The sequence below is a fragment of the Rhodococcus sp. 4CII genome (assembly GCF_014256275.1).
In the GTDB taxonomy this organism is placed as follows: domain Bacteria; phylum Actinomycetota; class Actinomycetes; order Mycobacteriales; family Mycobacteriaceae; genus Rhodococcus_F; species Rhodococcus_F wratislaviensis_A.
The window spans coordinates 4,139,536-4,165,681 of sequence record NZ_JACCFE010000002.1 but is presented as its reverse complement, the minus strand read 5'-3'; the positions used below and the strand labels follow the sequence as shown (position 1 = coordinate 4,165,681).

Annotated in this window: 25 protein-coding genes and 1 pseudogene; 15 read left to right on the top strand and 11 right to left on the bottom strand. The window is 67.8% G+C overall.

The window, feature by feature from the left end; translation table 11 throughout:
- Positions 1–214: 214 nt before the first annotated feature.
- The 3 genes and pseudogenes from H0B43_RS43190 to H0B43_RS20020 form a co-directional block, all read left to right on the top strand.
- Positions 215–322 (top strand): annotated as a pseudogene (locus tag H0B43_RS43190) (RNA polymerase subunit sigma); the annotation flags it as partial.
- On the top strand, positions 309–1,427 hold the full coding sequence (locus tag H0B43_RS20025) for an anti-sigma-D factor RsdA (RefSeq protein WP_185726355.1): 1,119 nt from the start codon (positions 309–311) through the stop codon (positions 1,425–1,427). The pseudogene H0B43_RS43190 and the gene H0B43_RS20025, both read left to right, overlap by 14 nt.
- 144 nt (positions 1,428–1,571) lie before the next feature.
- Positions 1,572–1,844, top strand: coding sequence for a hypothetical protein (locus H0B43_RS20020; RefSeq protein ID WP_185726356.1), 273 nt, complete (start codon positions 1,572–1,574; stop codon positions 1,842–1,844).
- 418 nt (positions 1,845–2,262) lie between these two features.
- Here the strand turns inward: H0B43_RS20020 and H0B43_RS20015 are convergent, their stop codons facing one another.
- Genes H0B43_RS20015 through H0B43_RS20000 form a run of 4 tightly spaced genes read right to left on the bottom strand, consistent with a single transcriptional unit; the run spans position 2,263 to position 5,167 of the window.
- Complete coding sequence (locus tag H0B43_RS20015) at positions 2,263–3,498, bottom strand: alpha/beta hydrolase (RefSeq protein WP_185726357.1); 1,236 nt, start codon at positions 3,496–3,498, stop codon at positions 2,263–2,265.
- Positions 3,495–3,740: a hypothetical protein gene (locus H0B43_RS20010; protein WP_185726358.1), complete on the bottom strand. Its 246-nt coding sequence runs from the start codon at positions 3,738–3,740 to the stop codon at positions 3,495–3,497. Before H0B43_RS20010 ends, H0B43_RS20015 begins: the two co-directional genes overlap by 4 nt.
- The gene (locus tag H0B43_RS20005; protein ID WP_185726359.1) at positions 3,737–4,384 is read right to left on the bottom strand and encodes a VOC family protein; all 648 of its coding nucleotides are present in this window, start codon (positions 4,382–4,384) and stop codon (positions 3,737–3,739) included. The genes H0B43_RS20010 and H0B43_RS20005 overlap by 4 nt, the downstream gene beginning before the upstream one ends.
- Positions 4,385–4,408: 24 nt before the next feature.
- On the bottom strand, positions 4,409–5,167 hold the full coding sequence (locus H0B43_RS20000) for a maleate cis-trans isomerase (RefSeq protein WP_185726360.1): 759 nt from the start codon (positions 5,165–5,167) through the stop codon (positions 4,409–4,411).
- A gap of 268 nt (positions 5,168–5,435) precedes the next feature.
- Between H0B43_RS20000 and H0B43_RS19995 the strand changes: the two genes are divergently transcribed.
- From H0B43_RS19995 to H0B43_RS19975, 5 genes are all read left to right on the top strand, one after another.
- Entirely contained in the window at positions 5,436–7,538 is a 2,103-nt protein-coding gene (locus tag H0B43_RS19995; protein ID WP_185726361.1) for a hydantoinase/oxoprolinase family protein, read from the top strand.
- 11 nt (positions 7,539–7,549) lie between these two features.
- On the top strand, positions 7,550–9,874 hold the full coding sequence (locus tag H0B43_RS19990) for a hydantoinase B/oxoprolinase family protein (RefSeq protein WP_185726362.1): 2,325 nt from the start codon (positions 7,550–7,552) through the stop codon (positions 9,872–9,874).
- Positions 9,875–9,917: 43 nt separating this feature from the next.
- A complete protein-coding gene (locus H0B43_RS19985; protein WP_185726363.1) occupies positions 9,918–11,612 on the top strand; it encodes an AMP-binding protein in 1,695 nt (564 codons plus the stop codon).
- A gap of 106 nt (positions 11,613–11,718) precedes the next feature.
- The gene (locus H0B43_RS19980; RefSeq protein ID WP_185726364.1) at positions 11,719–13,296 is read left to right on the top strand and encodes an FAD-dependent monooxygenase; all 1,578 of its coding nucleotides are present in this window, start codon (positions 11,719–11,721) and stop codon (positions 13,294–13,296) included.
- A gap of 38 nt (positions 13,297–13,334) precedes the next feature.
- The gene (locus tag H0B43_RS19975) at positions 13,335–14,132 is read left to right on the top strand and encodes a TetR/AcrR family transcriptional regulator (RefSeq protein WP_185726365.1); all 798 of its coding nucleotides are present in this window, start codon (positions 13,335–13,337) and stop codon (positions 14,130–14,132) included.
- A gap of 92 nt (positions 14,133–14,224) precedes the next feature.
- On the opposite strand, the gene H0B43_RS19970 is transcribed toward H0B43_RS19975, so the two are convergent.
- The 3 genes from H0B43_RS19970 to H0B43_RS19960 are packed head-to-tail and all read right to left on the bottom strand — an operon-like array spanning position 14,225 to position 15,698.
- Positions 14,225–15,049, bottom strand: a complete 825-nt coding sequence (locus H0B43_RS19970; protein WP_185726366.1) for a GvpL/GvpF family gas vesicle protein — start codon at positions 15,047–15,049, stop codon at positions 14,225–14,227.
- Positions 15,049–15,432: a gas vesicle protein GvpJ gene (gvpJ, locus tag H0B43_RS19965; RefSeq protein ID WP_185726367.1), complete on the bottom strand. Its 384-nt coding sequence runs from the start codon at positions 15,430–15,432 to the stop codon at positions 15,049–15,051. The genes H0B43_RS19970 and gvpJ overlap by 1 nt, the downstream gene beginning before the upstream one ends.
- Positions 15,429–15,698, bottom strand: a complete 270-nt coding sequence (locus H0B43_RS19960; protein WP_185730161.1) for a hypothetical protein — start codon at positions 15,696–15,698, stop codon at positions 15,429–15,431. Before H0B43_RS19960 ends, gvpJ begins: the two co-directional genes overlap by 4 nt.
- Before the next feature lie 510 nt (positions 15,699–16,208).
- Between H0B43_RS19960 and H0B43_RS19955 the strand changes: the two genes are divergently transcribed.
- Positions 16,209–16,613 carry a hypothetical protein gene (locus H0B43_RS19955; protein WP_185726368.1) on the top strand — a complete coding sequence of 135 codons (405 nt, stop codon included), beginning with the start codon at positions 16,209–16,211 and terminating at the stop codon, positions 16,611–16,613.
- A gap of 46 nt (positions 16,614–16,659) precedes the next feature.
- Here H0B43_RS19955 and H0B43_RS19950 read toward each other — a convergent pair whose 3' ends face one another.
- Entirely contained in the window at positions 16,660–17,439 is a 780-nt protein-coding gene (locus H0B43_RS19950; RefSeq protein ID WP_185726369.1) for an acetoin reductase, read from the bottom strand.
- A gap of 138 nt (positions 17,440–17,577) precedes the next feature.
- Positions 17,578–17,760, bottom strand: a complete 183-nt coding sequence (locus tag H0B43_RS19945) for a hypothetical protein (protein WP_185726370.1) — start codon at positions 17,758–17,760, stop codon at positions 17,578–17,580.
- 124 nt (positions 17,761–17,884) lie between these two features.
- Between H0B43_RS19945 and H0B43_RS19940 the strand changes: the two genes are divergently transcribed.
- From H0B43_RS19940 to H0B43_RS19930, 3 genes are all read left to right on the top strand, one after another.
- Positions 17,885–18,529 carry a dihydrofolate reductase family protein gene (locus H0B43_RS19940; protein WP_185726371.1) on the top strand — a complete coding sequence of 215 codons (645 nt, stop codon included), beginning with the start codon at positions 17,885–17,887 and terminating at the stop codon, positions 18,527–18,529.
- A 194-nt stretch (positions 18,530–18,723) separates the two neighbouring features.
- Complete coding sequence (locus H0B43_RS19935; protein ID WP_185726372.1) at positions 18,724–19,761, top strand: Gfo/Idh/MocA family oxidoreductase; 1,038 nt, start codon at positions 18,724–18,726, stop codon at positions 19,759–19,761.
- Complete coding sequence (locus H0B43_RS19930) at positions 19,758–20,543, top strand: TIM barrel protein (protein ID WP_185726373.1); 786 nt, start codon at positions 19,758–19,760, stop codon at positions 20,541–20,543. Before H0B43_RS19935 ends, H0B43_RS19930 begins: the two co-directional genes overlap by 4 nt.
- 90 nt (positions 20,544–20,633) lie before the next feature.
- Here H0B43_RS19930 and H0B43_RS19925 read toward each other — a convergent pair whose 3' ends face one another.
- Positions 20,634–21,887 (bottom strand): LuxR C-terminal-related transcriptional regulator, encoded by a 1,254-nt coding sequence (locus H0B43_RS19925; protein ID WP_185729878.1) that lies wholly within the window; start codon positions 21,885–21,887, stop codon positions 20,634–20,636.
- Between the two features lie 191 nt (positions 21,888–22,078).
- Here H0B43_RS19925 and hxlB point away from each other — a divergent pair, with 191 nt between their 5' ends.
- Positions 22,079–22,660, top strand: a complete 582-nt coding sequence (hxlB, locus tag H0B43_RS19920; protein WP_185726374.1) for a 6-phospho-3-hexuloisomerase — start codon at positions 22,079–22,081, stop codon at positions 22,658–22,660.
- 46 nt (positions 22,661–22,706) lie between these two features.
- On the top strand, positions 22,707–23,336 hold the full coding sequence (gene hxlA, locus H0B43_RS19915; protein ID WP_185726375.1) for a 3-hexulose-6-phosphate synthase: 630 nt from the start codon (positions 22,707–22,709) through the stop codon (positions 23,334–23,336).
- Between the two features lie 114 nt (positions 23,337–23,450).
- On the opposite strand, the gene zwf is transcribed toward hxlA, so the two are convergent.
- Positions 23,451–24,995: a glucose-6-phosphate dehydrogenase gene (gene zwf / locus H0B43_RS19910; protein ID WP_312033691.1), complete on the bottom strand. Its 1,545-nt coding sequence runs from the start codon at positions 24,993–24,995 to the stop codon at positions 23,451–23,453.
- 201 nt (positions 24,996–25,196) lie between these two features.
- Here zwf and gnd point away from each other — a divergent pair, with 201 nt between their 5' ends.
- Complete coding sequence (gene gnd / locus H0B43_RS19905) at positions 25,197–26,096, top strand: phosphogluconate dehydrogenase (NAD(+)-dependent, decarboxylating) (protein WP_185729880.1); 900 nt, start codon at positions 25,197–25,199, stop codon at positions 26,094–26,096.
- The last annotated feature ends 50 nt before the right edge of the window (positions 26,097–26,146 follow it).

The following is a 26,146-nucleotide window of genomic DNA, read 5'->3' as shown; positions in this document are numbered from 1 at the left end:
GCCGAGTACGGCCATTGGTGGGATAATCCAACCGGGAGAGTCGTCCACCCCGAAGACGATGCCCCTGCAAAGACGTCGACCCCCGGCCCAGGGCCTCAGGACCGCCCGAGTGCGCCGGGGTCGGCCCAAGTAGGACGGGGTGGTGGTGCGGCAACCGTAACAAGTCGGAGCCCGTCCCCGACATACCAGGTGTCGTAGTCACGACCCGAACAGCGGGATGTCAGCCGAGGAAACGGCCCCGGCCGTGGGTAGTACCACGGGAGCTGTCCGCGTGGCTCGACACGAGCCATCGCGGGTGACGAGGGCAGGTGAGAGGTGTGGCCAGGAGCATCAATGGCAACGGCAATCCCGATGCCGATCTCCCAGAAGACGATGCACCGGTGGACGTCGCGGCAGTACGCCGCGACGATGCGCTGATCGACGCGATCGCCGGTGGCGGTCCCGTCGCACCGGGTTCGTCGGAACAGGACCAGCTCGCGCTCCTGCTGACCAGTTGGCGCGCCGACATCGTGGCGACGCCGATGCCGACCGGTCCGCTGCTGGACGACGTGATCGCGGCGATCGACGCCTCGGACGCCCGTTCCGCACGCAGCGCTGCCCGCGGCAAGCTCCGTCTGCTGCGACCCATCGCCGGCGCTGCCGCCGCGATCGCCGTCATCGTGGGCGGCGCCACCATCTTCTCGTACAACGCCGAACCGGGCGATCCGCTGTGGAGCGTCAAGTCGGTCGTGTTCAGCCAGCAGGCCGACTCGACCGTCGCGCAGATCGACACCACCTCACAGCTGCAGGAAGCCGAGCGGCTGATCGCGGCGGGCGACGCGGAGGCGGCGCGGCACCTGCTCGACAACGCCGCCGACCGTGCCGGCGGGGTACGCGACGCCGACATGCGCAACGAACTCGACGTGTGGCGTGCAAAGCTCGCCGCGGAAATCGAGAAGCTCGCTCCCACCACCCCGCCGGCGACCACGACGCCCGGCACCACCACCACCGTCGCGCCGATACAGACCACCGAACTGCCGGCCATCGTTCCGGGCACACCCGGTTCCATGACAGCGCCGGGAGTCGAACAGTCGCCGGGAACTCTGCCCACGGATCTGCAGATTCCCGGTGTGCCGCCCACTTCACTGCCGCCGCTACCCACGACGACGCTCCCGCCCGAGACGTTGCCGTCCACCATCCCCGAACCCACCATCACAGTGGTCCCCACTCCGGAGCCGCCCCTGCCGGTGCCGTCGGACTACCCGACCACGCAACCGCCCGCGCCGGTGCCGTCGGAAAACCCGATCACGCAACCGCCCCCGCCGGTGCCGTCGGAAAACCCGATCACGCAACCACCGATCGAGCAACCACCGATCGAGCAGCCGCCGCAGGAGCCCTCGTCGGCGCCCTCGTCGGCGCCGCTCCCGCTGCCGGCTCCGACCAGCTGACGAACTCGGCGGAATTCACAACAGATGGAGTGATCGCATGACCGACCTCGACCAATCGACAGCCGGCATACGCGGGCAGCTGGGCACGCCGGCCGACGGGCAGCCGCACCTCACCGACGCCGCGGCGCTCTGGGACGTGATCGTGTGAGCAGACCCGCTGACCTCGACGAGCAGGTCACCAAGGTCCGGGACGCGCTGCACGCCCTACGTCGAACCCTCCTCGACCTCGAGCGCACCTACGCAGACCTCGATGCGCACGCGCTCGACGTGGACGCAAGCGGCGACCCGACCACGGCGCCGGAGACGTTGGAGAGCGCCGTCGACGCCCTCCGCGCCGCTCAGGACACGCTCGGAATCGCTGACTCCGACCTCGACGTAGCGAAGCGACACACCTCACGGTTGAAAACGCGCGAATGACCGCGTCCGCCGGCGGTGTCCCAACCCCTTCGACACGCCCCCACCCGGGTCGGGGCACCTCAGACGAGGGTTAGCCGAGGTCTCCGCGGGTGGTCACCGCGCGGGAACGGGTGCGGCTAGGAGTGCAGCACCGGACCATACGTCCGGAGCCCGTGATGCGGTGCACCCGCCAGAGCAGCCCCGGCCTTTGACCCCTGGTGTCAAAACCAGATCGGCTATCCCGGACCTGAAGGACCGGGTCTGCGCCGAAAGATTCACGGATCAGCAGGTCGTAACCCTCGAGGATCAAGGCCATCAGGCAAAGGCCGAGGACGGGCAGGGAGGTGGGGCGGGTAGACATGGGCACTCCGTTCGACCGGGCACCGAGACTCGACGGCGATTCGGCCGCGTGAGTCGGTGCCGGGATGGATGAAAGGGGTCAGGAGAAGCGGTCGGCGAGCCACGCGCCGATTTCGGCGGCGGCGAGGCCGGCGCCGGTGGGGGCACCGTCGGCGATCGGGCCGCCGAAGTGGGTGCCGGCGACGCGGACATGGGTCTTGTCCGTCGATCCGAGGGCGTCGACCATCGTCTTGGCGTCCTCGGGGAAGCACGCCTGGTCGCCGGTGAGTTCGACGAACAGGGTGGGTGCGGTGACGGTGGGGGCACAGCGGACGAAGTCGGCGTTGCTGCTCAGTCCCGACCAGGTCGACAGCCAGGCGTCCGGGGTGGTGAGCCGACCGAAGCCGACCAGTCCGTAGTTGGTGAGGTCCGGTCGACGGCCGAACAACGATCCGTAGGGGCGGTCGTTCGGGCTCAGCGACAGGTCGGCGAACCGCAGGTCCGCGTCGGTGCGGTAGATGGTCAGCACGCGCGGTGCGAGCGCGGTGCGGCGGTCGACCGGATCCGAGGTGCGCTTGTACCGGCGCCGGGCGGCGGCGGCCTCGTCGACTCGCCGGCGGGCAATCTCGTCGAGTCGGGCGATGCGGTCGTGCTGCGCAGCCCGATAGCGGGTGACGAAGGCCGGAGAGTAGGACGAGCTGTGCGGTGGTTGGGCGAATCCATTGGCGGGATCGAACGGATCGAGATCCGGATCGGCCGCGAGCGGGTCGGACTCGTCGACGACGGACGGGTCGATCAGCCGCAGCAACAACGCGCCCTGGCCGGGATGCGGGGCCATGAACACGGCGCCGTCGGGTAGCGGCATCTCCGCCGCCGCCAGGTCGATGGGTCTACCCGCGGGCGTCTGCGTCAACCGCTGCGCGGACGGTAAGCCGGCCTGCTCGTGGTAGAACGCAAAGAGAGCGCCCCCGCCCGAGTGCCCCAGCGTGATGACGTGGTCGAAATCCTTCTGCCGCAACAAGACCTGTCCCGCAGCGGCGTCGAGCAGTGCCTGTTCGTGCACCAGGGTGAGGTCGTTGTTGACCGAACGGGTGCCCTGCGTCCACACCGCGTATCCGCGCGCGAGCAGTTCGGGCACCAGCACGTGGTGGGTCAGGTCTTGGCGTGGATGCATCAGCGCGACCACCGTCCGCGCACCGGGGACCACGCGAAGTACGCCGGTGACCTTCGCTCCGTCGGCGGTGGCGAGTTCGTGCACCGTGGTGACCGTGTCGCGCGGTGCCTGCGCGGCGTCGATGTACCGGCCGGCGCCGAGTCTCTCGGTGTGCTCGCTCATCGCGCTTCGATTCGCATCGCGTCCTTGTCCCACTGGATGATTCGGGACCGGTGCAGGCCCGCGACACTGCTGTACCACACGGCGTGGCGGCAGCCGGTGGCGCGGCGGTCGATCACGATCGGATCTTCGGATTGAATCCGGAAGTACGGGCCGACGCGGTCGATCGTCACCGCCGGGTCCTGCCCGGCCACCGCGGCGACCGGGTTGTTCTCCGGGACATCGAGGACGAACAGCGTGGTCATCGGTTGCCCACCATCTCTTTCCGGTCCTGCGTGTGTTGCCATTGCTCGGCGCGCTCGACGATCAACTCCGCCTTGCGGCTCAGCAGAGCCGCCATACTCGGGTCGGGTCCCGAGACGACGTCGACGAGAGCGTCGATGGTCAGGTTGGCGTCGAGGTCTTCTTGCGGAGTGACCGGGCGCAGCGCCCGGGTGATCTCGATCATGTACCCGTTGGGGTCGTGGGTGTAGATCGATTCGATGGTCTCGTGCTGGATCTGCATCTCCACCGGCCACTGGCTGCCGTCGAGCCGTCTGCGGTATTCCATCAGATGGTCTTCGCTGTCGACGTGGATGGCGAGGTGCCGGGAGCGGATGAAGAAGATCGGTATGTCCTCGGCGAACCGTGAGTACGAGTCACCCTGCGGCCCACCGTCGAACGGTTCTAGGCCGAAGTAGTAGAAGAAGGCCAGCCGGTCGTCGTTGCCGATGTCGAAGAAGAAGTGGATGAAGTCCGGGTGCTTCTCGGGGCCCCAGCCGGCCGCGCAGATCGAATGCACGACGGGGAAGCCGAGGACGTCGCGGTAGAACTTCACCGTGGCGGCCGGATCGAAGGTCGGGTAGGCGACGTGATCGACGCCTTTGACCGTGTGCTGCAGGTCTGACATGGGGAACTCCCAGTGGTGGGTCGGTTACGGGTGGGTGGGGACCGGGGCGTCGGTGCGCAGCAGGCTGCCCGCGCCGGAGATGTCGACGGCGAGGTCGAGCGCACGCAGCAAGCTATATGCACCGGCGGTCGCGGCGGAGAGCACCGGCAGTCCGAATTCATCCTCGGCCGCCTGCACGAGGGGTAGCGAGGGCATCTGCACGCACGCGGAGATGACGAGCGCATCCGCGCCGGTGAGGTCGAGGGACCGGGCGGCGGCCATCACTCGTTCCCCTGGGATGCATCCGACCTCGGCATTGTCAGCGACCTCGAGTGCGCGCCAGTCGGTGACCTGAATGCCTTCCGCCTCGATGTACGCCACGACCTGCTCCGCCAGGGGGCGCATGTACGGGGTGACGAGAGCGATGCGCCCGGCGCCCAGCGCCTGCAGGGACTCCATCAGCGCGCCGGCACTCGACCGGACCGCTGCCGCGGATCCGCCGGTGGCCAGTTGCTCGGCGACCAGGCCCTCCACCCGCCGGTGCTCGCCCGGACCGGCCGACATGAGAGCCACCAGGCAGGCGTAGAGAACGGCGTCCACGCCGGCGTCCCCGAGTTCGAGGATGCACCGTTCGCGCTGAGCGTTCATCGCGCGCAGTTGTTCCGGGGAGACCGCTTGCATCCGCATCCGGCTGGAATGGAACGAGAACTGCGCGTCCGTATGCCGGCCGAGGAGCGCCGGCATTTCGGTCTCGACCGTCACGTTCGAACTCGGGACGACGAGTCCGATGCGATGAATGCCCATGTGTGTGGCCCTTCTGATGTGAGGAATGTCCGGGAGGTGCGGGGCCTCTCGCCCCGCCTCAGACCGTATTTACGCCTACGACGAGTATTCGACGGTAGTGATGAATAGTCAAGACCCGCCCCTCGCCGGGGCAAATCGTGACGGCATTCACGCCCGGGTCTTGACATGCCATCATCGACGTCGAATACTCGACATTGACGTAAGACGGTGTTGGAGGATCACCTCGCACCGCCGGTTCATCCCCTCGCATCGAAGGAGCACAGCGGCAATGGCATATGTGATCGGAGTGGACGTCGGTGGCACGTTCACAGACGCGGTATTGGATGACAATGCCGGCACTGTTCTCGCCGCGAAGGCACCCTCGACGCCGCCGGACTACTCGCAGGGCGTCCTCGACGTCCTCGAGACGCTCGCCGAGCAGCTGGGGTGTCCGGTCGAGGAGATGCTCGCCGATACCCACCACATCGCGCACGGCACGACGTCCTCACTCAATGCGCTGGTGATGGGCAACGTGCCCCCGGTCGGGTTCCTCACCACCAAGGGGCACCGCGACTCGATCTACATCATGAACGTCGAGGGCCGGTATCTCGGCAGCTCACCGGAGCAGTTGCAGAATGTGATGGGACAGAGCAAATCCCACGGCCTGGTCCCGAAAAAGCATGCCCTGGAGGTGACCGAGCGACTCGACCGTGACGGCAACATCGTGGTGTCGCTGGACGAGGACTCGGCCCGCGAGTCCATCCGGGCGCTACTGGCCGAGGGCGTGGCGGGGATCGCGGTCTCTCTGCTGTGGTCGTTCCGCAACCCGGTCCACGAGCAACGGATCCGCGAACTGGTGCACGAGATCGACCCGTCGATGTTCGTGTCGCTGTCGAGCGAAGTGAGCCCCCGCATCCGGGAATTTGCCCGCAACGCGACCACCATCATGAGCACTCAGATCGGCCCCGGACTCCGGGACTACCTCGGAAACCTGGAGTCGAAGCTGCGCGAGCGTCACCTCGCCGGACCGCTGCTGGTGATGCAGAGCAACGGCGGCGCCGTCGCCGCTGCCGAGGCCCCGAAGAACGCGATCAGCACGGTCGGATCGGTGTTGACCGGCGGTGTGGTCGGGGCGGTATCCCTCGGTCGGCAGCTCGGTCACCGCAACATCATCGCCACCGACGTCGGTGGAACCACCTTCCTCGTCGGACTCGTCGTCGACGGCGAGCCCGTCCGCGCCTCGAGCACCATCATCAACCACCATCCGATCAACGTCCCCACCCTCGAGGTTCATGCCATCGGCTCCGGTGGCGGTGCCATCGCCTGGGTGGATGCGGGCGGAAATCTGCAGATCGGACCGCACAGCGCCCAGGCGGTACCGGGCCCGGCCTGCTACGGGCAGGGCGGCACCGAACCCACCAACGCCGACGCCAACCTCGTCCTCGGAATTCTGCCCGAGCGCGGGCTGCTCGGTGGCCGCAAACCGTTGGACAAGGAACTTGCCCGCGAGGCGATCCGCAGCCGGATCGCCGCGCCGTTGGGGCTGTCGATCGAGGAGGCGGCCGCCGCGATCTACGCGGTGCAGAACGCTCAGACCGGCGACCTGCTGCGCAAGACCGTCGTCGAGGCCGGGCACGACCCGCGGAATTTCGTCCTCTACGCCTTCGGTGGATCCGGTCCGGCCCACTGCGCCGCCTACGCCGCCGAGGTCGGGGTCCGCGAGGTCATCGTCCCGCTCGGCCAGGTCGCGTCCGCGTTCTCCGCGTACGGTCTTGCCTCGTCGAACATCGTCCTCGCGGCCGAACTCTCCGACCCCGCCGCCATGCCGCTCGACCCCACCCGCGCCGAGCGGAACTTCGCTCAGCTCGAGACCCAGGTGCTCGAGCAACTCAACCGTCAGGGTCTGTCGTTCACCGAGGTCGAGATCGAACGCGAAATCGACATGCGGTACACGATGCAGCTCGCGGAGGTGGCGACACCGGTACCGACCGGAGGCCTCGACACTGCGGGGATCGCACGGGCGTCCGACGTGTTCGAGCAGCGCTACGCCGAACTCTACGGAGAGGACAGCGGCTTCCGCGAGGCCGGTATCCAGGCAATCACGTACCGCGTCCGCGCCACCGGCATCCTGCCGTTCTCGCCGACGCTGCCGGAGTTGAAGTCCGCAGACTCCAGCGATTCCGCCCACGCCCGGATCGGCACCCGCAAGGTCTGCCTCGACGGACGGCTCGGCTTCGTCGACACCGACGTCTACGACTACAGCCGGCTCGCTGCCGGTCACGTCCTGCCGGGACCGGCGATCGTCGAAGTGCCCACCACCACCGTGGTCGTCCCCCACGGAACCACCGGCACCGTCGACCGCCTCGGCAACCTCACCATCGTCGCCCAGTAGGAGCACCGAAGATGACCATGCAGATCCCCGGCTCTGAAATCTTCTCGAGCCGACCCGTCGACCCCGACGCTCTGTCCCGATCGCTTCCGCCGTCACTCCCGGTCCACACCGTGACGCAGGAGCAGATCGACAGCCTCGACCCCCTCACGTACGAGGTGATCCGGCACCGGCTGTGGTCGGTCACCGACGAAATGGGTGAGGCGCTCAAGAGAATGTCCGGCTCCCCCATCGTCACCGACGCCAACGACTTCGACTTCGCGATCAGCGACGAGATCGGTCAGGAGGTGCAGGTCGGCCTGTACAACACCATGCTCGTCGGCGCCGTCGACCTCGCGATCTACTGGACCCTGCAGCACCGCGCCACCAACCCGGGCATCACCGAAGGTGACATGTTCCTGTGCAACGACCCCTGGGTCGGAGGCGGACTGCACCAGAGCGATGTGATCGTCTACCAGCCAATCTTCCACGACGGCCAGCTGTTCGGCTGGACCAGTGCAATCTGCCACGAACCCGATCTCGGCGGGTCCGGCCTCGGTTCCTTCGACCCCGCGGCCAAGGACGTCTTCTCCGAATCGCTACCGACGCCGCCGATCAAGGTGGTCCGCGACTACGAACTCCAGCGCGACGTCGCCGACGCCTGGGTGCGGCGCTCCCGGGTGCCGATGCTCGTCGGCCTCGATCTGCGCGCGAAGATCGGTGCCAACACCGTCGGCCGCAACCGCCTGCTGGCAGTGATCGAGCAGTACGGCGCGGACACCGTCAAGGCCGTGATGAAGCGGATGATGGCCGACGCGGAGGGCCGCCTGCGGGGCAAGCTCACGTCGCTGCCGGACGGCACCTGGAAGGCCACCGGTTACCAGGACCAGGCGCAAGTCGGTGACCGCGGCATCCACAAGATCACGGTGGCCATGACCAAGACCGCCGATCACCTGACGTTCGACTTCACCGGCACCGACCCGCAGACCGGTGTCATCAACTGCACCTATGCCGGTATGCGCGGCGGGGTCATGCTCGCTCTGCTGCCGATCCTCGCCGGGGACATTCCTTGGTCGGCGGGCGGATTGATGCGTTGCTTCGACCTCGTGTCCGAGGAAGGCACGATCAACAACGCCACCTTCCCCGCAGCGGTGAGCCGTGGCCCCATCGGGCCGGCCTGGCTGACCGGCACCCTGATCGCGGAATGCCTGTCCCAGATGCTGGACCGGTCGGTCGATCTGGGCAAGAGTGTGCAAGCCGCGTGCTGCGGCACATGGGACACCGCCGTGATCGCCGGTCTCGACGAGCGCCCCGAACAGTCGGTGCCGTTCCTCAACATCATGATGGAGCCGATGGCCGGCGGCTACGGTGCCCGCCCGACCGCGGACGGCATGGACACCGGTGGCCTGTTCTGCATCCCGATGGGGCGCATCCCGGACACCGAGATGACCGAATTCCTCTACCCGCTGCTGACCTTGTGGCGACGCGAGGAGCCGGACTCCGGCGGACCGGGACGGCACCGCGGCGGTGTGAGCGCGTCCATCGCCGTCACGCCGTACGGCACCAGTCTGCCGATGGGCCTGGTGCTGGCGTCCGCGGGCAAGGCCGTCGCCCAGAACAACGGTCTCGCCGGTGGCTACCCCGGCAACACGGGCGTGGAGATCCTCGCCCGGGGCACCGACATCCGGGAACAGTTCGCGGCCGGCAGTATTCCCGGCGCCCTGGACGATCTCGGCGGCGACCGCGAATTCGGGGCCTGTTATGCCGAGAGCTACGTCGCCCCCGGCGAGGTGCTGTACATGCACTGGCAGGGCGGCGGCGGATACGGCGACCCGCTGCTGCGCGACCCGGCCGCGGTCGCCACCGATCTCCGCGAAGGCAAGGTCACCGAATCCGGTGCCGAGTCCGTCTACGGTGTCGTCCTCGTCGACGGTGAGGTCGACGAGAATCAGACGTCACGGCGACGGGAGGAGATGCGCGACGACCGCCGTGCCCGTTCCGGCGGGGACCAGCCCGATGCCCCCGTGTTCGACCTGGCCGGTGCTCGCCGGCTCGACGACAACCTCGCCGAGGTCACCGTCGGAGACACCCGGATAATCGCCTGCGCGCAGTGCGGGCGTCTGCTCGGCGACGACGAGAACAGTTCCTCGCTGGACCTCGCCCGCTTCGAGGGTCCGTCGTCGGCCGCCGGTCCCCAGGTGACGTCCGACCCGTCGGAGTACGTCGACACACCGGTCGTCTTCCGGCAGTTGTGCTGCCCGGGCTGCTGGACGGCCGTGTACTCGGGCATCGTCCCCGCCGATCACCCCGATCACGCCCTGGACATTGCCCGGCTGCTTCCGGCGATCGCGGAGCAGTGATGTCTACGCAACTTACGATGAACCTGAGCGAAGGAGAGCAGCGGTGACATTCTCGGACTGGGACGGACGCCTGGTCACCTTCCCCGAGGACCGGGCCCGCCGCTACCGCGAGAGTGGGGCGTGGAGCAGCGCCCCCACCGGGGAGCGACTGCACCAGATCGCACTCCGGTTCCCGGACCGGGCCGCCGTGATCACCGCAGACGGCTGGGTGACGTTCGCCGAACTCGATCGCCGCACCGACCTGATCGCCGCCGCCCTGTCCCGGCTCGGACTGCGCCGACTCGATCCCGTCCTGTTCCAGCTGACGAACCGGCTCGAAACGGTCCTCGCCTGGTACGGATGCATCAAAGCCGGGCTCGTCCCCGTCGCAACCCTGGCGGCGCACCGGATGCACGAGATCGGGCACATCAGCCGCAAGGTCGGTGCCGTCGCACACATCGTCGAGGCGGGCCTGCCCACCTTCGATCTGATCGAGTTCGCCCGCGAACACGCAACCGGCAGTCCGACCGTGCGGCACATCCTCAGCGTGGGCGACCGCGGCGACGCACGGCCGGGCGTCGTCGCACTGGAGGAACTCGGAAGCGATATCGACCCCGCGCGGGCACGCGCGACGGTCGAGGAGATCGCGGCCCAGACCGATCCGCTCGACGTCGTCGCCTTCCAGCTGTCGGGCGGCACTACCGGTGTCCCCAAGGTCATTCCGCGTATTCACGCCGAGTACTGGAACAACGGCCTGTTGTACGCGCAGCGACTCGGATGGGATCAGGACAGCCGGGTCGCGCACCTGATTCCGATCATCCACAACGCCGGAATCTCCTGCGGGTTGCACGCGGCGCATTCCGTCGGCGCGTGCCTGGTGCTGGCCACCGCGGACGCACCCTCGGCGTTCGCTCTGATGGAAAAGGCCACGGCAACCGAGGTCCTCATCGGCCACGGCCATTACCGAGCGGTCCTGACGCCGGACTTCGACAAGGCCCTGGCCCGACTCAACCGCGTCGTCTTGTCCGGTGCGAAGGTTCCGCCCGAGTTGTTCGCCCGGGTCGACGACGGGGCCGGGCACTGGGCCGGACAGCTCTTCGGCATGTCCGAGGGACTGTTCACGGTCACCGCCCTCGACGCTCCGGCGCAGGCGCGTCTGGCCACCGTGGGCACCCCGCTCGCCGCCGACGACGAGATCCGCATACTCGATCCCGGCACCGAATCGGAACTTCCCGACGGCACCGTCGGAGAACTGTGCTGCCGCGGCCCCTACACGATCCCCGGCTATTTCGACGCGCCCGATCACAACGTGTCCGCCTTCACCACCGACGGCTTCTACCGGACCGGCGACCTCGCCTCCGTCACCGTGATCGACGGTGTCCGCTATCTGTCGATCGAGGGTCGCATCAAGGACCTCATCAACCGGGGCGGCGAGAAGATCAACGCCGAGGAACTCGAACTACTCCTCCTCGAGCACCCGCGCGTCGTCAACGCCGCGGTCGTCGCCATGCCAGATCCCCGACTCGGCGAAAAGACGTGCGCGTACCTCGTCTCCGACGATGACGATGAGCTGTCGCTGAACGAGATTCAGGACCATCTCGCGGCGCTCGGGGTCGCCAAATTCAAGTGGCCGGAACGGCTCGAATGGGTAACCGCGTTGCCGCGCACCAACGTGAACAAGGTCGACAAGAAACGCTTGCGGGACGACGTCGCGGCGAAGGTGCACGCCGAAGCCGACGCACCACACGTCCCCGCGTAGCGCAGCGCCGCGAAAACAACATGTGGAGGAACGATTTCGGGACGCATCGTCACGAGATGCGTCCCGGAATCGAACTCCACTCATACGTCAGAAGACTGGAGTTTCCATGAACCTCGACCGAGTCGCCGTGATCGGCGGCGGACCCGGCGGCCTCTACGCCGCGAGACTGCTCAAACGAAGCCACCCCGCCGCCGAAGTCACCGTCTACGAACAGAGCTCGCCGGACACGACCTTCGGTTTCGGCGTCGGGCTCGCGTCCCGCACCCAGCGCAACCTCCGCGACGCCGATGCCGCGTCGCTGGAAGCGATCGTCGCCGCCGCCCATCCGCACGAGATGTCCATGCAGGTCGGCGACCAGGTCGCGCGACTGGCCCACGGCGACCTGCTCGCGATCGCACGCACCACCCTGCTCGCGGTGCTGCAACGACAAGCCGAGAACGCCGGCGTGCGTCTGCGCTTCGGCGAACGAGTCGACCCCTCCGCACTGGACGCCGACCTCGTCGTCGCGGCCGACGGCATCAACAGCACCACCCGCACCGCGTTCGCCGACCACTTCGAACCCCGGATCGACACCGGCGCCGGCCTCTATCTGTGGTGCGGAACCGACTTCGCGCTCCCCAGCGCCGTCTTCACACCGGTCACCACCGAGCACGGCACCTTCATCGCCCACGCGTACCCCTACGCCGCAGACCGCAGTACCTTCCTCATCGAAACCGACGAGAAGACCTGGCGACGAGCGGGATTCGACGTCTCCACGGATCGGACCGCACCACAGGACAGCGACGAGACCTCGCTGCGCTACCTTCAAGACGCGTTCGCTGACACCCTGCAACACCACCGGCTCATCGGTAACCGCACCCGGTGGATGCGTTTCCGGACCGTCAGCTGCCGACGCTGGCACACAGGCAACATCGCACTCCTCGGCGACGCCGCCCATACCGCGCACTACTCCATCGGCTCGGGCACCAAACTCGCGATGGAAGACGCCATCGCCCTCGATCACGCCGTCACCGCCGCGTCGAACCTCGAGCAAGCCCTCGTGGCGTACGAGCGCGTGCGTCGCCCCGCCGTCGACCATCTCCAGGAAATCGCACACCGCAGCGAACTCTGGTGGGAGTCCTTCCCTCAGCGGATGGACCTCCCCGTCGACCAATTGATGATCGCCTACATGACACGGGCAGGAAAGGTCGGCCTCGACCGATTCTCCGAATCCGCGCCGTGGATCGTCTGCCAGGGCCTCGCGCACTACGCGAACGAGCCCGCCCCGGCCGTGCCGCCGACCGACATCACCGAATGGATCCTCACCCAACCGCTGGTTCACGGCGACGCACAGTTCTCCGATCGGAACGCGCCGGCCGACCTGCGACGGGGACCCGCCACCGCGCTCCTGGACCTCGATCTCACGTCGGCCTGGGGCGATGAAGCCGACGGAATCGTCGACCACCCGCCGCAGGCGCCGATCATCTGGCTCACCGGGCCGGGTGACCGCGCCGCCGTCCTGAATCGCCTCGATCTGGCCGAACGCCTCCTGCAGCGAACGTCCGCGGTCGTCGTCGTCGAATCCCCGGCCGCCTACCGCACCGACGTCGCCGCCGGGTTGGCGAGCGCACGCGCGCACCTGGCGCACTTCACCGAGCCCGCGACCCCCGAACCCGCCATATCCGGGACCAGGGCACCGGCATGAATGCACGAGCGGTTCCGCGCGCCCGTTATCCTTCCGGCATGACACCTGAGGAGGCTGGGAAGGGTCGTCGCTCCCGCAGCAAGGCCGCGGCTCGGCCGCCGGTGCAGCCCGCCGACGACAGCACCGCGGGCCGCAACCCGCGTCGTGAGCTGGTGGAGAAGCAGATCCTCGAGCAAGCCACGCGCCTGTTCGCGGAGCGCGGATTCGCGAGCACCACCTTGCAGGACATCGCCGACGCCACCGGGCTGACCCGGCCCGCTCTCTATCACTACGTGGCCAACAAGGACGAACTGCTCTCCCGCCTGGTCAGTGAAAGCACCGAAGTTCCCGCCGCGTTGCTGCACGACATCAACGAGCGCACCGAGCTCGGGCCCACCGAGAAACTGCGCGAGATGGCCGTCGCCATCGCGATGCTGCAGGCGCAGAGCACGGATCGGTTCCGGTTGATCATCCGCTCCGAAGCAGAACTCCCCGAGGACATCGCGCGCACATATCAGGAAAGCCGGCGGCATGTTCTGAAGGAATTCGTCGACGTCATCGAGGCCGGAATCCGCGCAGGCGAGATGCGGCCGGTCGACCCCCGCACGGCGGCCCTCGGCATCATCGGGATGCTCAACTGGATCGCGTGGTGGCACCAACCCGGCAAGGAAGACACCGACCACGCAGTCGCCACACAACTCGCCGAAATGGCCCTACGTGCCGTCGCCCACGAAGAGTCCGCACCCACCACCCTCGAAGGACCCGCCCGCGCGATCGCACTCCTCCGGCAGGACCTCACCTACCTCGAGCGGCTACTCGACGACACAACGCGAGAGCCCGACGACGACCGAAAATAGAGGAAACCCCTCCCGGACGGTCACATGTCACCCGCCGTCGGGTGCAGTCTGCGCCGGCCGCTGCCCGCGTAGTGTTCGCCCACTTCGTGCCGTCAGCCTTGACCCTCCGGCTTCTGTGTCACCACGAAGTCATACGCGGCGAGCGGTCCGAGCAGCTTCATCTCCACCCGGCCCTCCCAGTTCTCGGCGAGTTGCCCGACGACCTTTTCGAGTTCTTCCTGACGCTCGACGTCGGCGAGCACCGCCACCTGCACGGCCTCCTCCTCGTGCGTGGGCTCGCGCATATTGACGGACTCGACGAGGTCGTCGAGCGCCTCGACGGTCGTGCGGGTGTCCTCGTCGCGTTTGGCGACAATCGCGTTGCTCACCAGTTCGCCCAGGGCCATCCGCGCGTCGCGGCCGGCGTCCTCCGACTTGTCGCGGATCGCGTCCCGCAGTTGCGCGGCCTCGTCGCTCTCGTCGATGATCTCCTGCAGAATCGCCTTCTCCACGTACCGGCCCTTGACGACGTACTGGGCCTTTCCCTCCAGTTGTTCGAGTGCGGACGCGAACTCGTCCGCATGCGCCGACAGCAGTTCCTCCTTCACAGCGTCGGCGTCGCTGAGCACGGCACCGAACCGCAGGGGCAGCACCGGCGCGACCCGGGCCGTCCCGTCCAGCACGTTCGCATGGGCCCGCAGGTCCTCGGGTTTGCCGAGGGCACGGTCCACCGACAGTTCACTCACCAGTGCCGCGATCTCACCCTGCGCGACGACGCTCACCGTGCCGTCCGCGACCCCGGTCGCGCCCTCTTCGGGTTCGACGTCCGACGGCACGATCCCGTAGACGTACACGCCGATCGTCCGCTTCTCCTCCTTGCCGGACTTGTCAGCCTTTTCGGAGTTCTCCGATTTCGTGGCTTCTTCCGATGCGGCCATCACCTGTCACCTCGAGTCGACTTGCGTGACACTCGTTCACGTTCCGGTTCTTCCTCTTCTTCCCCGCCGCCCAGCAGGCCGCCGAGTTTCTCCCCCGCCGCTTCGAGCGCACCCTTCGTCTTGTGCTTCGCGCCGCCCTCGGTCGCGCCCGACACGATTTCGGACAGCCCCTTCGGCTCGCTACCGATCTCGAGCCGGTTCACCGCCTCCGCGAACCGGAGGTAGGTGTCGACACTCGCGACCACCACCCGGGCGTCGATGGTCAGCAGTTCGATACCGACCAACGAGACCCGCACGTACGCGTCGATCACGAGGCCCTTGTCGAGAATGGTGTCGATGACGTCGGCGAGGCTGCTCGAGCTGGGGCCACCTGCCGTAGTCATGCCGACGCTCCTTCCCGGCGCCGCGTGGTCTTCGCGGCTGCCTTACCGGGACGGCGCCGCGGTCGTTCAGGCTCTTCGTGCTCGTACTCACCGTCTGCGGATTCGCTGCCACTCGCCTGGAGCCGGGTATTGAGACCCAACGTTCCGGCGGGTAATCGTCTGGTCGTTCCGGCGGCGCCCGGTATCAGCGCCAACTTCATCTTGTGCGTGCGGCCGAGCATGTATCCCTCGCCGACAGCCAACGCCACTTGAACTTTGGTTGTCATCGCCCCAACCCCTTGTCGAGTAGATGTGATGCACCTCGGCGCCGGCGGCGGTCTGTAGTCGGATCCTGCTCGGTGGGGCGCATTCCGGTGACTACCCCGAGACGGCAACCCTCAATCCGGGTGTGGGTACACCCGGCATCTCGCATGTTCGGGCGGCAATTCGGCGAGTCACCAGTGTCCGAGGTTGCCCTGCCAGACCGCCACGATGATGTACAGAGCCACAGCCAGTGGGTAGTACAGATTGATCATCACCGATCACCCTCACACGGGGCCGCTCGACATAACTCGCCCCACGAAGGGTGTACCCCAACGGCGCGAGCGCACACGCAGCAATGTGGCGGGACGCCCCCACTGTCGTCACGGCCCGTCCGCCACATTTCCCACTTGATTGCCGGTGAGGGTGACCCGAATCTGGGTACACGGTGAGAACGCGTCAGAGACGCCCCGCGTCCGCACTCCGGGGTGTTACAGATCAATGAGCCAAAGGTCGGGGCCTGAGGACATCCGCCGATGACCGACGTCGTCTCCGTCGACGAGAAGGGCCGGTACCAGCTGCGCCTGGAACGACACCTGGCGTACCAACGGGCAGACGTCTGGCAAGCTGTGCTCGAGCTACGGCGCCGGAGCGGTCGAACACACCGCTGCTCACACGCCGCACCTCCCGCACTGCTCGAGTACACGGACGAGACGAGCCTCGTGCGCTGGGAGGTAGTCGAGGACGGACCCACGCGGTCGACACTGGTCTTCACCCACCGATGCGGTACCCGTCAGGACGGCATCGACGACATGGGGTGGTGGCTCACCGAACTCGAGGTCCTCGCCGACATCCTCGACGGCCACCCCGTCTCCGACTTCCACCAGCGGGCCACAGCGATGACCAGCCGCTGCCGCTGCGCCTTCGGGGTGACACCGTGACTCGCTCGACACGACGAGCCCGAAACCCCCGGCCCGACAGCTCCGCTCACCGGAACACGAGGCCACCGTCGATGAGGCCGGCCTGCCCCGTCATGTAGTCGGAGTCGGGACCGGCCAGGTACGACACGTACGCCGCAACGTCGTCCGGGGTCTGGGCGCGGCCCAGGGCGATGCCGCCGACGAACTTCTCGAAGGTCGCACCCCTGGGCGCTCCGGTGAGCTCCGCGAACCGTTCGTCGATGGTGACCCACATGTCGGTGCCCACGACGCCGGGGCAGTAGGCGTTGACGGTGATGCCGTCGGACGCAAACTCCTTCGCGGCCGCCTGGGTGAGCGCGCGGACCGCGAACTTCGTCGCCGAGTACACGCCCAGCATGGCGAACCCCTCGTGACCGGCGATGGACGACGCGTTGATGATCTTGCCCCCGTGGCCGAGTGTCTTGAACTTCGCCGCGGCCACCTGGATACCCCACAGCACACCCTCGACGTTCACGGCGAGAATGCGCGACACCTCGTCCGGAGTCACGTCGGCGATCGGGTTGACCTGGGCGATACCGGCGTTGTTGACGATGATGTCGAAGGAGCCCAGTTCGTCGTCGGCCTGATCGACGGCGGCCTGGACCTGGTCGCGCGCCGTCACGTCGGCCACGATCGAGATCGCTTTCGCACCCCGGGACCGCACCTCGCCGGCGACGGCTTCCGTCTTGTCGCCGTTGACGTCGACGACCGCGATGTCGGCGCCATCCGACGCCAGCCGCAACGCGATCGCACGTCCGATGCCCTGACCCGCTCCGGTGATCAGCGCGACCTTGCCCTCGATGCCCATAACCGACTCCTGCCTGTAGTGATCTGCTTCACAGTCAGAGAACATCGGGCACGTAACGAGGTCGAGGGTTGCAGCGCGTTGCATCGTCGGGCGCGGTCAGCCGGGACGATGTTGCGACGTGCGAGGTGCCCCACTGCCTCACTGCGGTGGTGGGTACACATTTCGGGCGATGGTCGCCGAGGTCCACCCCGTCCACCATCCGGCAAAGAACAGCAAGACCCGGGAGCGGGCTTCCGGTCGCGTGGTGCCGATGATCAGCCACACGACGACCCAGGCGATGCCGCACCCGATGCTGTAGGTCGTGTAGGTGTGAGGCTTCATACTCCGATTGTCCTACGGAGGAATGGGACGACGGAACACAATATTCAACGTTCCCCGATGAGTCCGGCCATTCTCGCCCGCCGGTTATGCGTATCCGGCACATCTGAGCATTGAAGGAGTCGCCATGCCGCGCACCAGGATCCACAACATGAACATCTCCCTCGACGGCTACGCCGCCGGCGACCACGTGACGTTCGACGCCCCCATCGGCGGTGCCGGACGGCTTTTCGACGGATTCGACGGACGCGTCATCCACGGTGTCGACCGGGTAGACGCCCCGGTCACCCTGGACCGTGCCCTGACCAGCCTGTGGGGCCAGGGCATCGGCGCGGAGATCATGGGCCGTCGCAAGTTCGGCCCCCAAACCGGCGAATGGCCCGACGACGGGTGGCGGGGCTGGTGGGGTGACGAACCGCCATTTCACACACCGGTATTCGTCATGAGCCACCATCCGCACCCCAGCATCGACTTTCCCAACGGAACCAGCTTCCACTTCGTGGACGCCTCACCCGAGGAGGCGCTGCGCATGGCCCAGGACGCTGCCGGCGGTCAGGACGTCCGGATCGGCGGCGGTCCCTCGACCGTGCGGCAGTTTCTGCAAGCCGATCTGATCGACTTCATGCACCTGGTGGTCGTGCCGATCACGCTCGGGCGCGGCGTGTCCCTCTGGGAGGGTTTGAGCGGCATCGAAGACCGCTTCACCGTCGAGACCGTCACCTCCGCCAGCGGGCTCACTCATCAGCTCTGGAACAAGATCGGCCACGACTGAGCCCGCATCCAGGCAGAGTCCACGTCCACGACCGGCGCCAGACGATGAACCCATGTTCGTACCCCTTCCCTCGTCGTCCGTTCGCACGGGCTCCCGGACGGGTCTTGACCCCAGGACGTGATCCGCATAGCATTCCGAACTAGAACGTACTAGTAGAACGTACTAGTCCATGAACTTCCAGGTCGGAGCATCACATGACTACGAATTCCCCTGTGCGTCTGGCGTTGGTGGGAGCGGGCCGAATCGGTTCGAACCACGCCGAGCTCGTCGCCCGCCATGTCCCCGGTGCCACGCTCGTCGCCGTCGCCGATCCCACACCGAACGCGGACCGTCTCGCCGCCGACCTCGACGTTGCCGTCGTCGAGCGCTCGGCGGACGCGGTGCTCGACCGGACGGATGTCGACGCGGTCCTGATCACCACCCCCGCCCGCACGCACGCCGAGCTCGTCGTCGCGGCCGCCGCGGCCGGAAAGCATGTGTTCGTCGAGAAGCCGATGGCGGTAACCCTCCCCGAGGCCGACCGTGCGGTCGCGGCCGCCGCCGACGCCGGTGTGGTGCTGCAGGTTGGATTCAATCGACGGTTCGCACCCGGATGGGTCGCAGCTCGCGCCGCGATCGATGCAGGCCGCGTCGGCATCCCGCAGCTGCTGCGGTCGGTGACCCGCGATCCCGGACCGTTCTCGGCCGACCCGGCGCGCATTCCGCCCGGAACGATCTTCCTGGAGACGCTGATTCACGATTTCGATGCGCTGTGTTTCCTCAACCCGGGTGCACGCCCGCTCCGGGTCACCGCGCTCGCCGACGCGCTGATCCGACCGGACGCCAAGTCGGCCGGACACCTCGATACCGCCGTCGTGACGATCGAGTTCGACAACGGGGCGATCGCGACCGCCGAGGCGAGCTTCAGCGCACTGTACGGATACGACGTGCGCGCGGAGGTGTTCGGCTCCGGCGGCATGGTCACCGCCGGCGACGCGCGCGCCACCGACATGACGTACTACGGACCGAACGGGATCGGTGTCGACACCGCCCGCCGCGACACCGACCTGCTGCGCAGCGCCTACCTCGCGGAGTTCGTCGCGTTCACCGAGGCGATCCGGTCCGGGACGCCCGCCCCGGTGACCGGAACCGACGCCCGCACCGCGCTGAGCATTGCCCTCGCCGCCGTGCGTAGCGCGTCGACCCGTGGCCCCGTCGAGATCGCCGACGTTCTCGCGGAGGTGACGGCATGACCGGGATCCGCCTGGCCGCATGCGCCGAGATGCTGTACGTCGATCTGCCACTGCTCGACCGGGTCAAGCGAATTTCCGAACGCGGTCTGCTCGTGGAGATCTGGGACTGGTCGACCAAGGACATCGACGCTCTCGCCGGGTCCGGCGCCGAATTCTCCTCGATGACCGGCTATCTCACCGGAAACCTGACCGAGCCGGACGGGATCGCGGAGCTGCTGGCCACCGCGCACCAATCTCTGGAGGTGGCCGAGCGCCTGAACTGCCCGCGACTCAACCTGCACGGAACCGGACTCGGTGAGGGCGGACTTCCGGTACGGCCGGTGCAGGTGGTCACCCCTGCGATGTGGCTCAAAGCCGCGGACACCCTGCGCAAGGTGGCCGAACTCGGCGCCGCCGCGGGCCGCACATTCGTGCTCGAGAACCTCAACCGTGCCGTCGATCACCCCGGCACGCCGTTCGCCGCCGCAGCCGACACCCTCGCACTCGTCCGGGCGGTCGACCATCCGAACCTCCGGCTGAACCTCGACCTCTACCACGCACAGATCGGCGAGGGAAACCTGATCGACCTGGTCACCGAGGCCCTGCCGTACATCGGCGAAATCCAGGTCGCGGACGTGCCCGGCCGCTGCGAGCCGGGCACCGGCGAGATCAACTACGCCGGTGTCGCGGCCGCACTGAAGCGAATCGGCTACACCGGCGTCGTCGGGCTCGAAGCATGGGCGGCCGGTGACCCGGACACCGCCCTGGACGCGTTCGAGTCGGCCTTCGCCCAGGCCCGCTGACCCCCGCCCCGCTCGACGGCTCCTCAACGCCCCCGTGCCCGTACTCGCGATCAAACACCCGAGGACTAAATGACTTTCCGAGGAGCGCGGTCATTCCCGGTTCCAGTGGGCACCGGCTTCTGCCGCACCCAACACGATGCCGGCTCTGATCCCGATCGCCCCGGCCTCTCCGCGGTTGGCGACGTCGAGCTTCTTCAGCACACCGGCGACGTGAAACTTGATGGTGCTCTCGCTGATTCCGAGGTGCTCGGCGATGGCACGATTGCGTTTGCCGGCGCCGAGGTGCGCGAGGACCTCGAGTTCGCGGGGGTTCAGGGTGGACAGCAGGTGCTCGTCGGGTCTGGCGGCGGGCGGGTCCAGCGGGATGGTGAGCATGACCCGGCTGCCCCACCCTGTGATCGACTCGATATCGATCCGCCCGCGCAACGTCTGCAGACGCCCGGCCAACTGCCGCGTCAGGGCCCCCTCGTCGATCGCGCCGGGCCCCTGGTCACGGACCTCGATCAGTACGTTGTCGCCGTCGCAATCCCACGCGATCCGCAACCGAGCCAGCACGGGTTGCGCGCCGAACGCGAGGACGATGGCGCGCACCATCGCCCGCGCCGCGTGTGCGACCTCCCCAGGAAGCGGCCGCCCATCCGCGGGCGGATCGATGTACTCCAGGTCGACGTCCCGGTGCCGCAACAGTGGTCGTAGTTCGCCCTGCAGCCGGGCGAACGCAGTGGTGACCGCCTCCTCGGACAACGCCCGGTCGGCGGCCCCGGCCGACCGCAACGCGATCAGGGCCGCCGAGGCCGTTTCGCTCGCGGTGATCCGGGAGCGGCGATCGTCGAGGTCGTGCGAACGCAGCGTCCCGAGAATCGACGACAGCGTGGCCTCGTGCACCTCGGTGAGTTCGGCGATGGTGCGGGCCCGCTCACTCGATGCGGCCCGCGATTCGGCCAGATAATCGGGGCTGGCCTGCGCGACCTGCTGTTGAATGGACGTGGCCACCATCCCGAACAGCGCCGCCACCGTCCTGCCGGGCGCATCCGGCGACGATCGCTTCGGCACCAGCACCAGCAGGGTGTCGCCGGCATCGCGCACCGCCCAGATGCGGCGGCGGCCGCCCCCGAACGAGCGGATTCCGTCGAAAGTCTCGCCGAGGTCGATCGCCCGCTTGATGTCGTCGAGTTCGTCGATGGTCACGCGGTCGACGATCTCGCGGGCCCCGGCAACCTTACGGGGGCGACCGGTGCACTCGCGGGTGAAGATCACCAGCGCATCGTGCGGCCACACCCCGGCCAGAAACCGCGAAAATCGGGCCGCGATTTTCGGCAACGGTCCGGCGATCACCGACCGCATCGCGATCCACGGATCGGTCTGGAGTAGATCGGGGTCTTCGACGCTCACCACGCGTCCACGGTATGGGCTGTGGCCGCGCCGCGGCACTAGCCGATCGGCTAGCCCGCACTCGCCGGGCGACCGGGTGCCGGACGCGGCGACGGTCGGCAGCCTTGAGTGCACCAAGGGTCAGGCCATCACCGAGGAGGATCATGACTGTCACCGTCGAGCAGACACGCACACGGTTTCACGACGGGCGCCGCATCGTGCTCGACGAGAACGCGCGACTGCTCAATTCCGTCGCGGCCGAGCAGTGGGACCGCGCCGCCACCGTCATCACCGCCGCCCGCGCGGTGTTCGTGATCGGCAACGGCCGCAGCGGCCTGGCCGTGCAGATGGCCGCGATGCGGCTGATGCATCTCGGTCTGCGCGTGCACGTGGCCGGGGAGGTCACCGCCCCCGCCATCGGCGCCGGCGACGTGCTGATCGCCGTGTCCGGCTCCGGCACCACCGCGTCGGTGGTCGCTGCCGCCGACACCGCGAGGAAGGTCGACGCCGCGGTCCTTGCGGTCACCACTGCCGCCGACTCGCCGCTTGCGCGGCGCGCCGACGAGGTCCTGATCCTGCCGGCCGCGGACAAGCAGGACCACAGTGCCGCTCTCACCCGCCAGTACGCCGGCAGCCTGTTCGAGCAGTCCGTGCTCCTCGCGTTCGACGCTCTGTTCCAGTCGCTGTGGGACAACGCGGACCAGACCGCGCAGCGGTTGTGGGAGCGCCACGCCAACATCGGCTGAGCGTCCCGATCCCAAACCCCGAAAAAAAGATGACCAGGAGAAACACATGACGAAGCTGCAGGTTGCAGTCGATCTGCTCACCACCGCCGACGCACTGGCCCTGACCCACAAGGTGGCCCCGTACGTCGACATCATCGAACTCGGCACCCCGCTGATCAAGAGCGCCGGCCTCAGCGCCGTCAGCGCGATCAAGGCCGCGCACCCGGACAAGGAGGTCTTCGCCGACCTCAAGACCGCCGACGCCGGCTTCCTCGAGGCCGACCTGGCCTTCGCCGCGGGCGCGGACCTGGTCACCGTCCTCGGCGCCGCCGGCGACGCCACCATCAAGGGTGCCGTCGAGGCCGGGCAGAAGCACGGCAAGAAGGTCGTCGCCGACCTGATCGGTGTCGAGAACCGTGTCGAGCGCGCCCGCGAGATCGCCAAGCTCGGTGTCGCGTTCGTCGAGATTCACGCCGGTCTCGACGAGCAGGCCCAGCCCGGCTACTCCATCCAGACCCTGCTCGACGACGGCAAGATCGCCGGTGTCCCGTTCTCCGTCGCCGGTGGCGTCAAGGTCGACACCATCGCCGCCGTCCGCGATGCGGGTGCCGACGTCGCCGTCGCCGGTGGCGCCATCTACGGAGCCGAGGACCCGGCCGCAGCAGCGAAGGCACTCAAGGATGCTCTCGCCAAGTAGTAGGCGCCGTAAAGAGGAATGGCCCTGAACACTTTGGTGTTCAGGGCTTTCCTCATTCGCTGAGCAATCACCCGGGGTCGGCGGGTTATCCTCGGCCGACCCCTCACCACCGGGTCAGAGTGCGCGCCACGCCCGCCCCGTGCGGGCGAGCATGCCGTCCGCCGACTCCGGCCCGGTGGAGCCGGCCGGATACGCGTCGGGGCGCCCGCCACCGGCCCAATGCTCGAGCAGCGGATCGATGACCCGCCAGGACCATTCGACTTCTTCCCGGCGAGGAAACAGAGTGGCGTCGCCGCGGAGCACGTCGCAGATCAACCGCTCGTAGGCTTCCGGTGCCGGGTCGAACACGGACCGGAAGTCCATGCCGAGGCTGACCGGCTGAATGTGCATGCCACCGCCGGGCCGTTTCGCGCCGATGTGCAGTTCGATCCCGTCGTCGGGCTGCACCCGGAAAACGAGCACATTCGACACCGCCGTTGCCCGGGTCGCGGCAGAGCCGTGGGCGGGCGGGGTGAACGTCACCGCGATCTCGGTGCTCCTGCGTGCCAGTCGTTTTCCGGTGCGAATGTAGAACGGCACCCCCGCCCACCGACGGGTCGCGACCCCGACGGTCAGGGCCGCGAACGTCTCGGTCGCCGAGTCGGCGGGGAACCCGGCCTCGTCGGACAGCCCGGGCACGGGAACACCGTTCTCCACTCCCGCCGCGTACTGGCCGCGCGCCGACGTCTGCGTTAGGGGGCCGATCAGTTCCGTGGCGGAGAGGACCTTGACCTTCTCGGCAGCGATGCTGTCGGCATCGAACGCCACCGGTTCCTCCATCGCGATCAACGCCAACAGCTGCAACAGATGATTCTGGATGACATCGCGGGCGGCACCGACCCCGTCGTAATACCCGGCCCGCCCGGTCACCCCGACGGCCTCTGCCATCGTGATCTGGACGTGGTCGATGTGGCGGTTGTTCCACAACGGCTCGAACATCCCGTTCGCGAAGCGCAGCGCGAGGATGTTCTGCACCGTCTCCTTCCCCAGGTAGTGATCGATGCGGTAGATCGACGACGGCGGGAACACCCGCTCCAACGCGACGCCGAGCACCTGTGAGCTGGGCAAGTCGTGCCCGAACGGCTTCTCGACCACCACCCGCCGCCACCCACGATCCCCACGGTTCAAGCCGACGATCGCGAGACGGTCGCAGACGGTGGCGAACGCCGACGGCGGCACCGACAGGTAGAAGACGTAATTGCCGGGCTTGCCGCGACGGACGTCGATCTCAGACAGCTTCGCGGCCAGACGGGTGTACGCGTCGACGTCGCCGAACGACCCTTGGAGCAGCGTTATGCGCTCGGTCAGCGCCTTCCAGACGGCGGGGTCGAACGGGGTGCGCGCATGGGCGATCACCGCCTCCCGCAACCGGGTTTCAGCGTTCGCGCCGTCACGGTCGAACCCCACGAGGTCGAAGTCCGGCGGCAGCTGGCCACCGTGGGCGAGATCGTAGATCGCCGGGATCAGCTTCTTGCGGGACAGGTCTCCGGTGATACCGAAGATCACCAGCGTGGCAGGTTCCGTGACCTGTCCGGCCGCACCGATCAACACCTCGCCGCCGACCCGGCCGCACGATTCGCGCGCGAGGGGGTTCCGTTCCTGCACTTGCGACACAGTCACTTCTGCTGCACTCCGTCTTGTCGCTCCACCACGACCGCATTCAGACAATGCGTCGGGTCTCAGTGTCGAAGGCGGTGAGCGGGAATGCACTCGGCCGGGCGGCCAGTGTCGGCTACCCATCCGGTCAGGTGAAGCGGTCCTTTTCGCGCCGTAGACATAGACCGCGACGCGATACCGACAATCGAGAGTGGAACGGTGACGATGAAACTGGGACTGATCGGACTCGGCCGCATGGGACTGAACATGCGGGAGCGTCTGCGCGAACGCGGACAGGACGCGATCGGGTACGACCCGAAAGCCGCCGACAGCGACGTGGTCAGCCTCGAAGCGCTCGTCGAGTCGCTTCCCACCCCGCGGGCGGTGTGGGTGATGGTGCCCGCCGGTGCCCCGACCCGCCAGGTGATCGGGCAACTCTCCCGCCTGCTCGCCCCCGGCGACCTCGTCGTCGAGGGCGGCAACTCCCGGTTCACCGACGACACGATCCACGCCGGCATCCTCGCCGAACACGGCATCCGCTACCTCGACTGCGGTGTCTCCGGCGGAATCTGGGGTCGGGCAAACGGATACGCACTGATGGTCGGTGGAGACGGCACCGACGTCGACCGGATGATGCCGATCTTCGACGCCCTGCGCCCGGACGGCGACCGCGCCGACTCCTTCGTCCATGCCGGCCCGGTCGGCGCCGGCCACTACGCGAAGATGGTGCACAACGGCATCGAATACGGACTGATGCAGGCTTACGCCGAAGGATACGAACTCCTCGCCGCCGAGGATTCGATCGTCGACGTGCCCGCGGTGCTGCGGGCGTGGTCGAAGGGCACCGTCGTCCGATCCTGGTTGCTCGACCTACTCGTGCAGGCACTGTCAGACGACCCCGAACTGGCCGCCCTGTCCGGCTACACCGAAGACTCCGGCGAAGGACGCTGGACCGTCGAGGAAGCCATCGCCCACGCCGTCCCGGCCCCGGTCATCTCCGCCGCCCTGTTCGCCCGGTTCGCCTCCCGCCAGGACGACTCACCGGCAATGAAAGCCGTCTCCGCACTGCGGAACCAGTTCGGCGGCCACGCCGTCCGACCCGCAGAACCCGCTGGGATCGTCTGATGTTCTTGACGGGATACGAACCGTGGGAAAGTATTTCGCCGAGACACCCC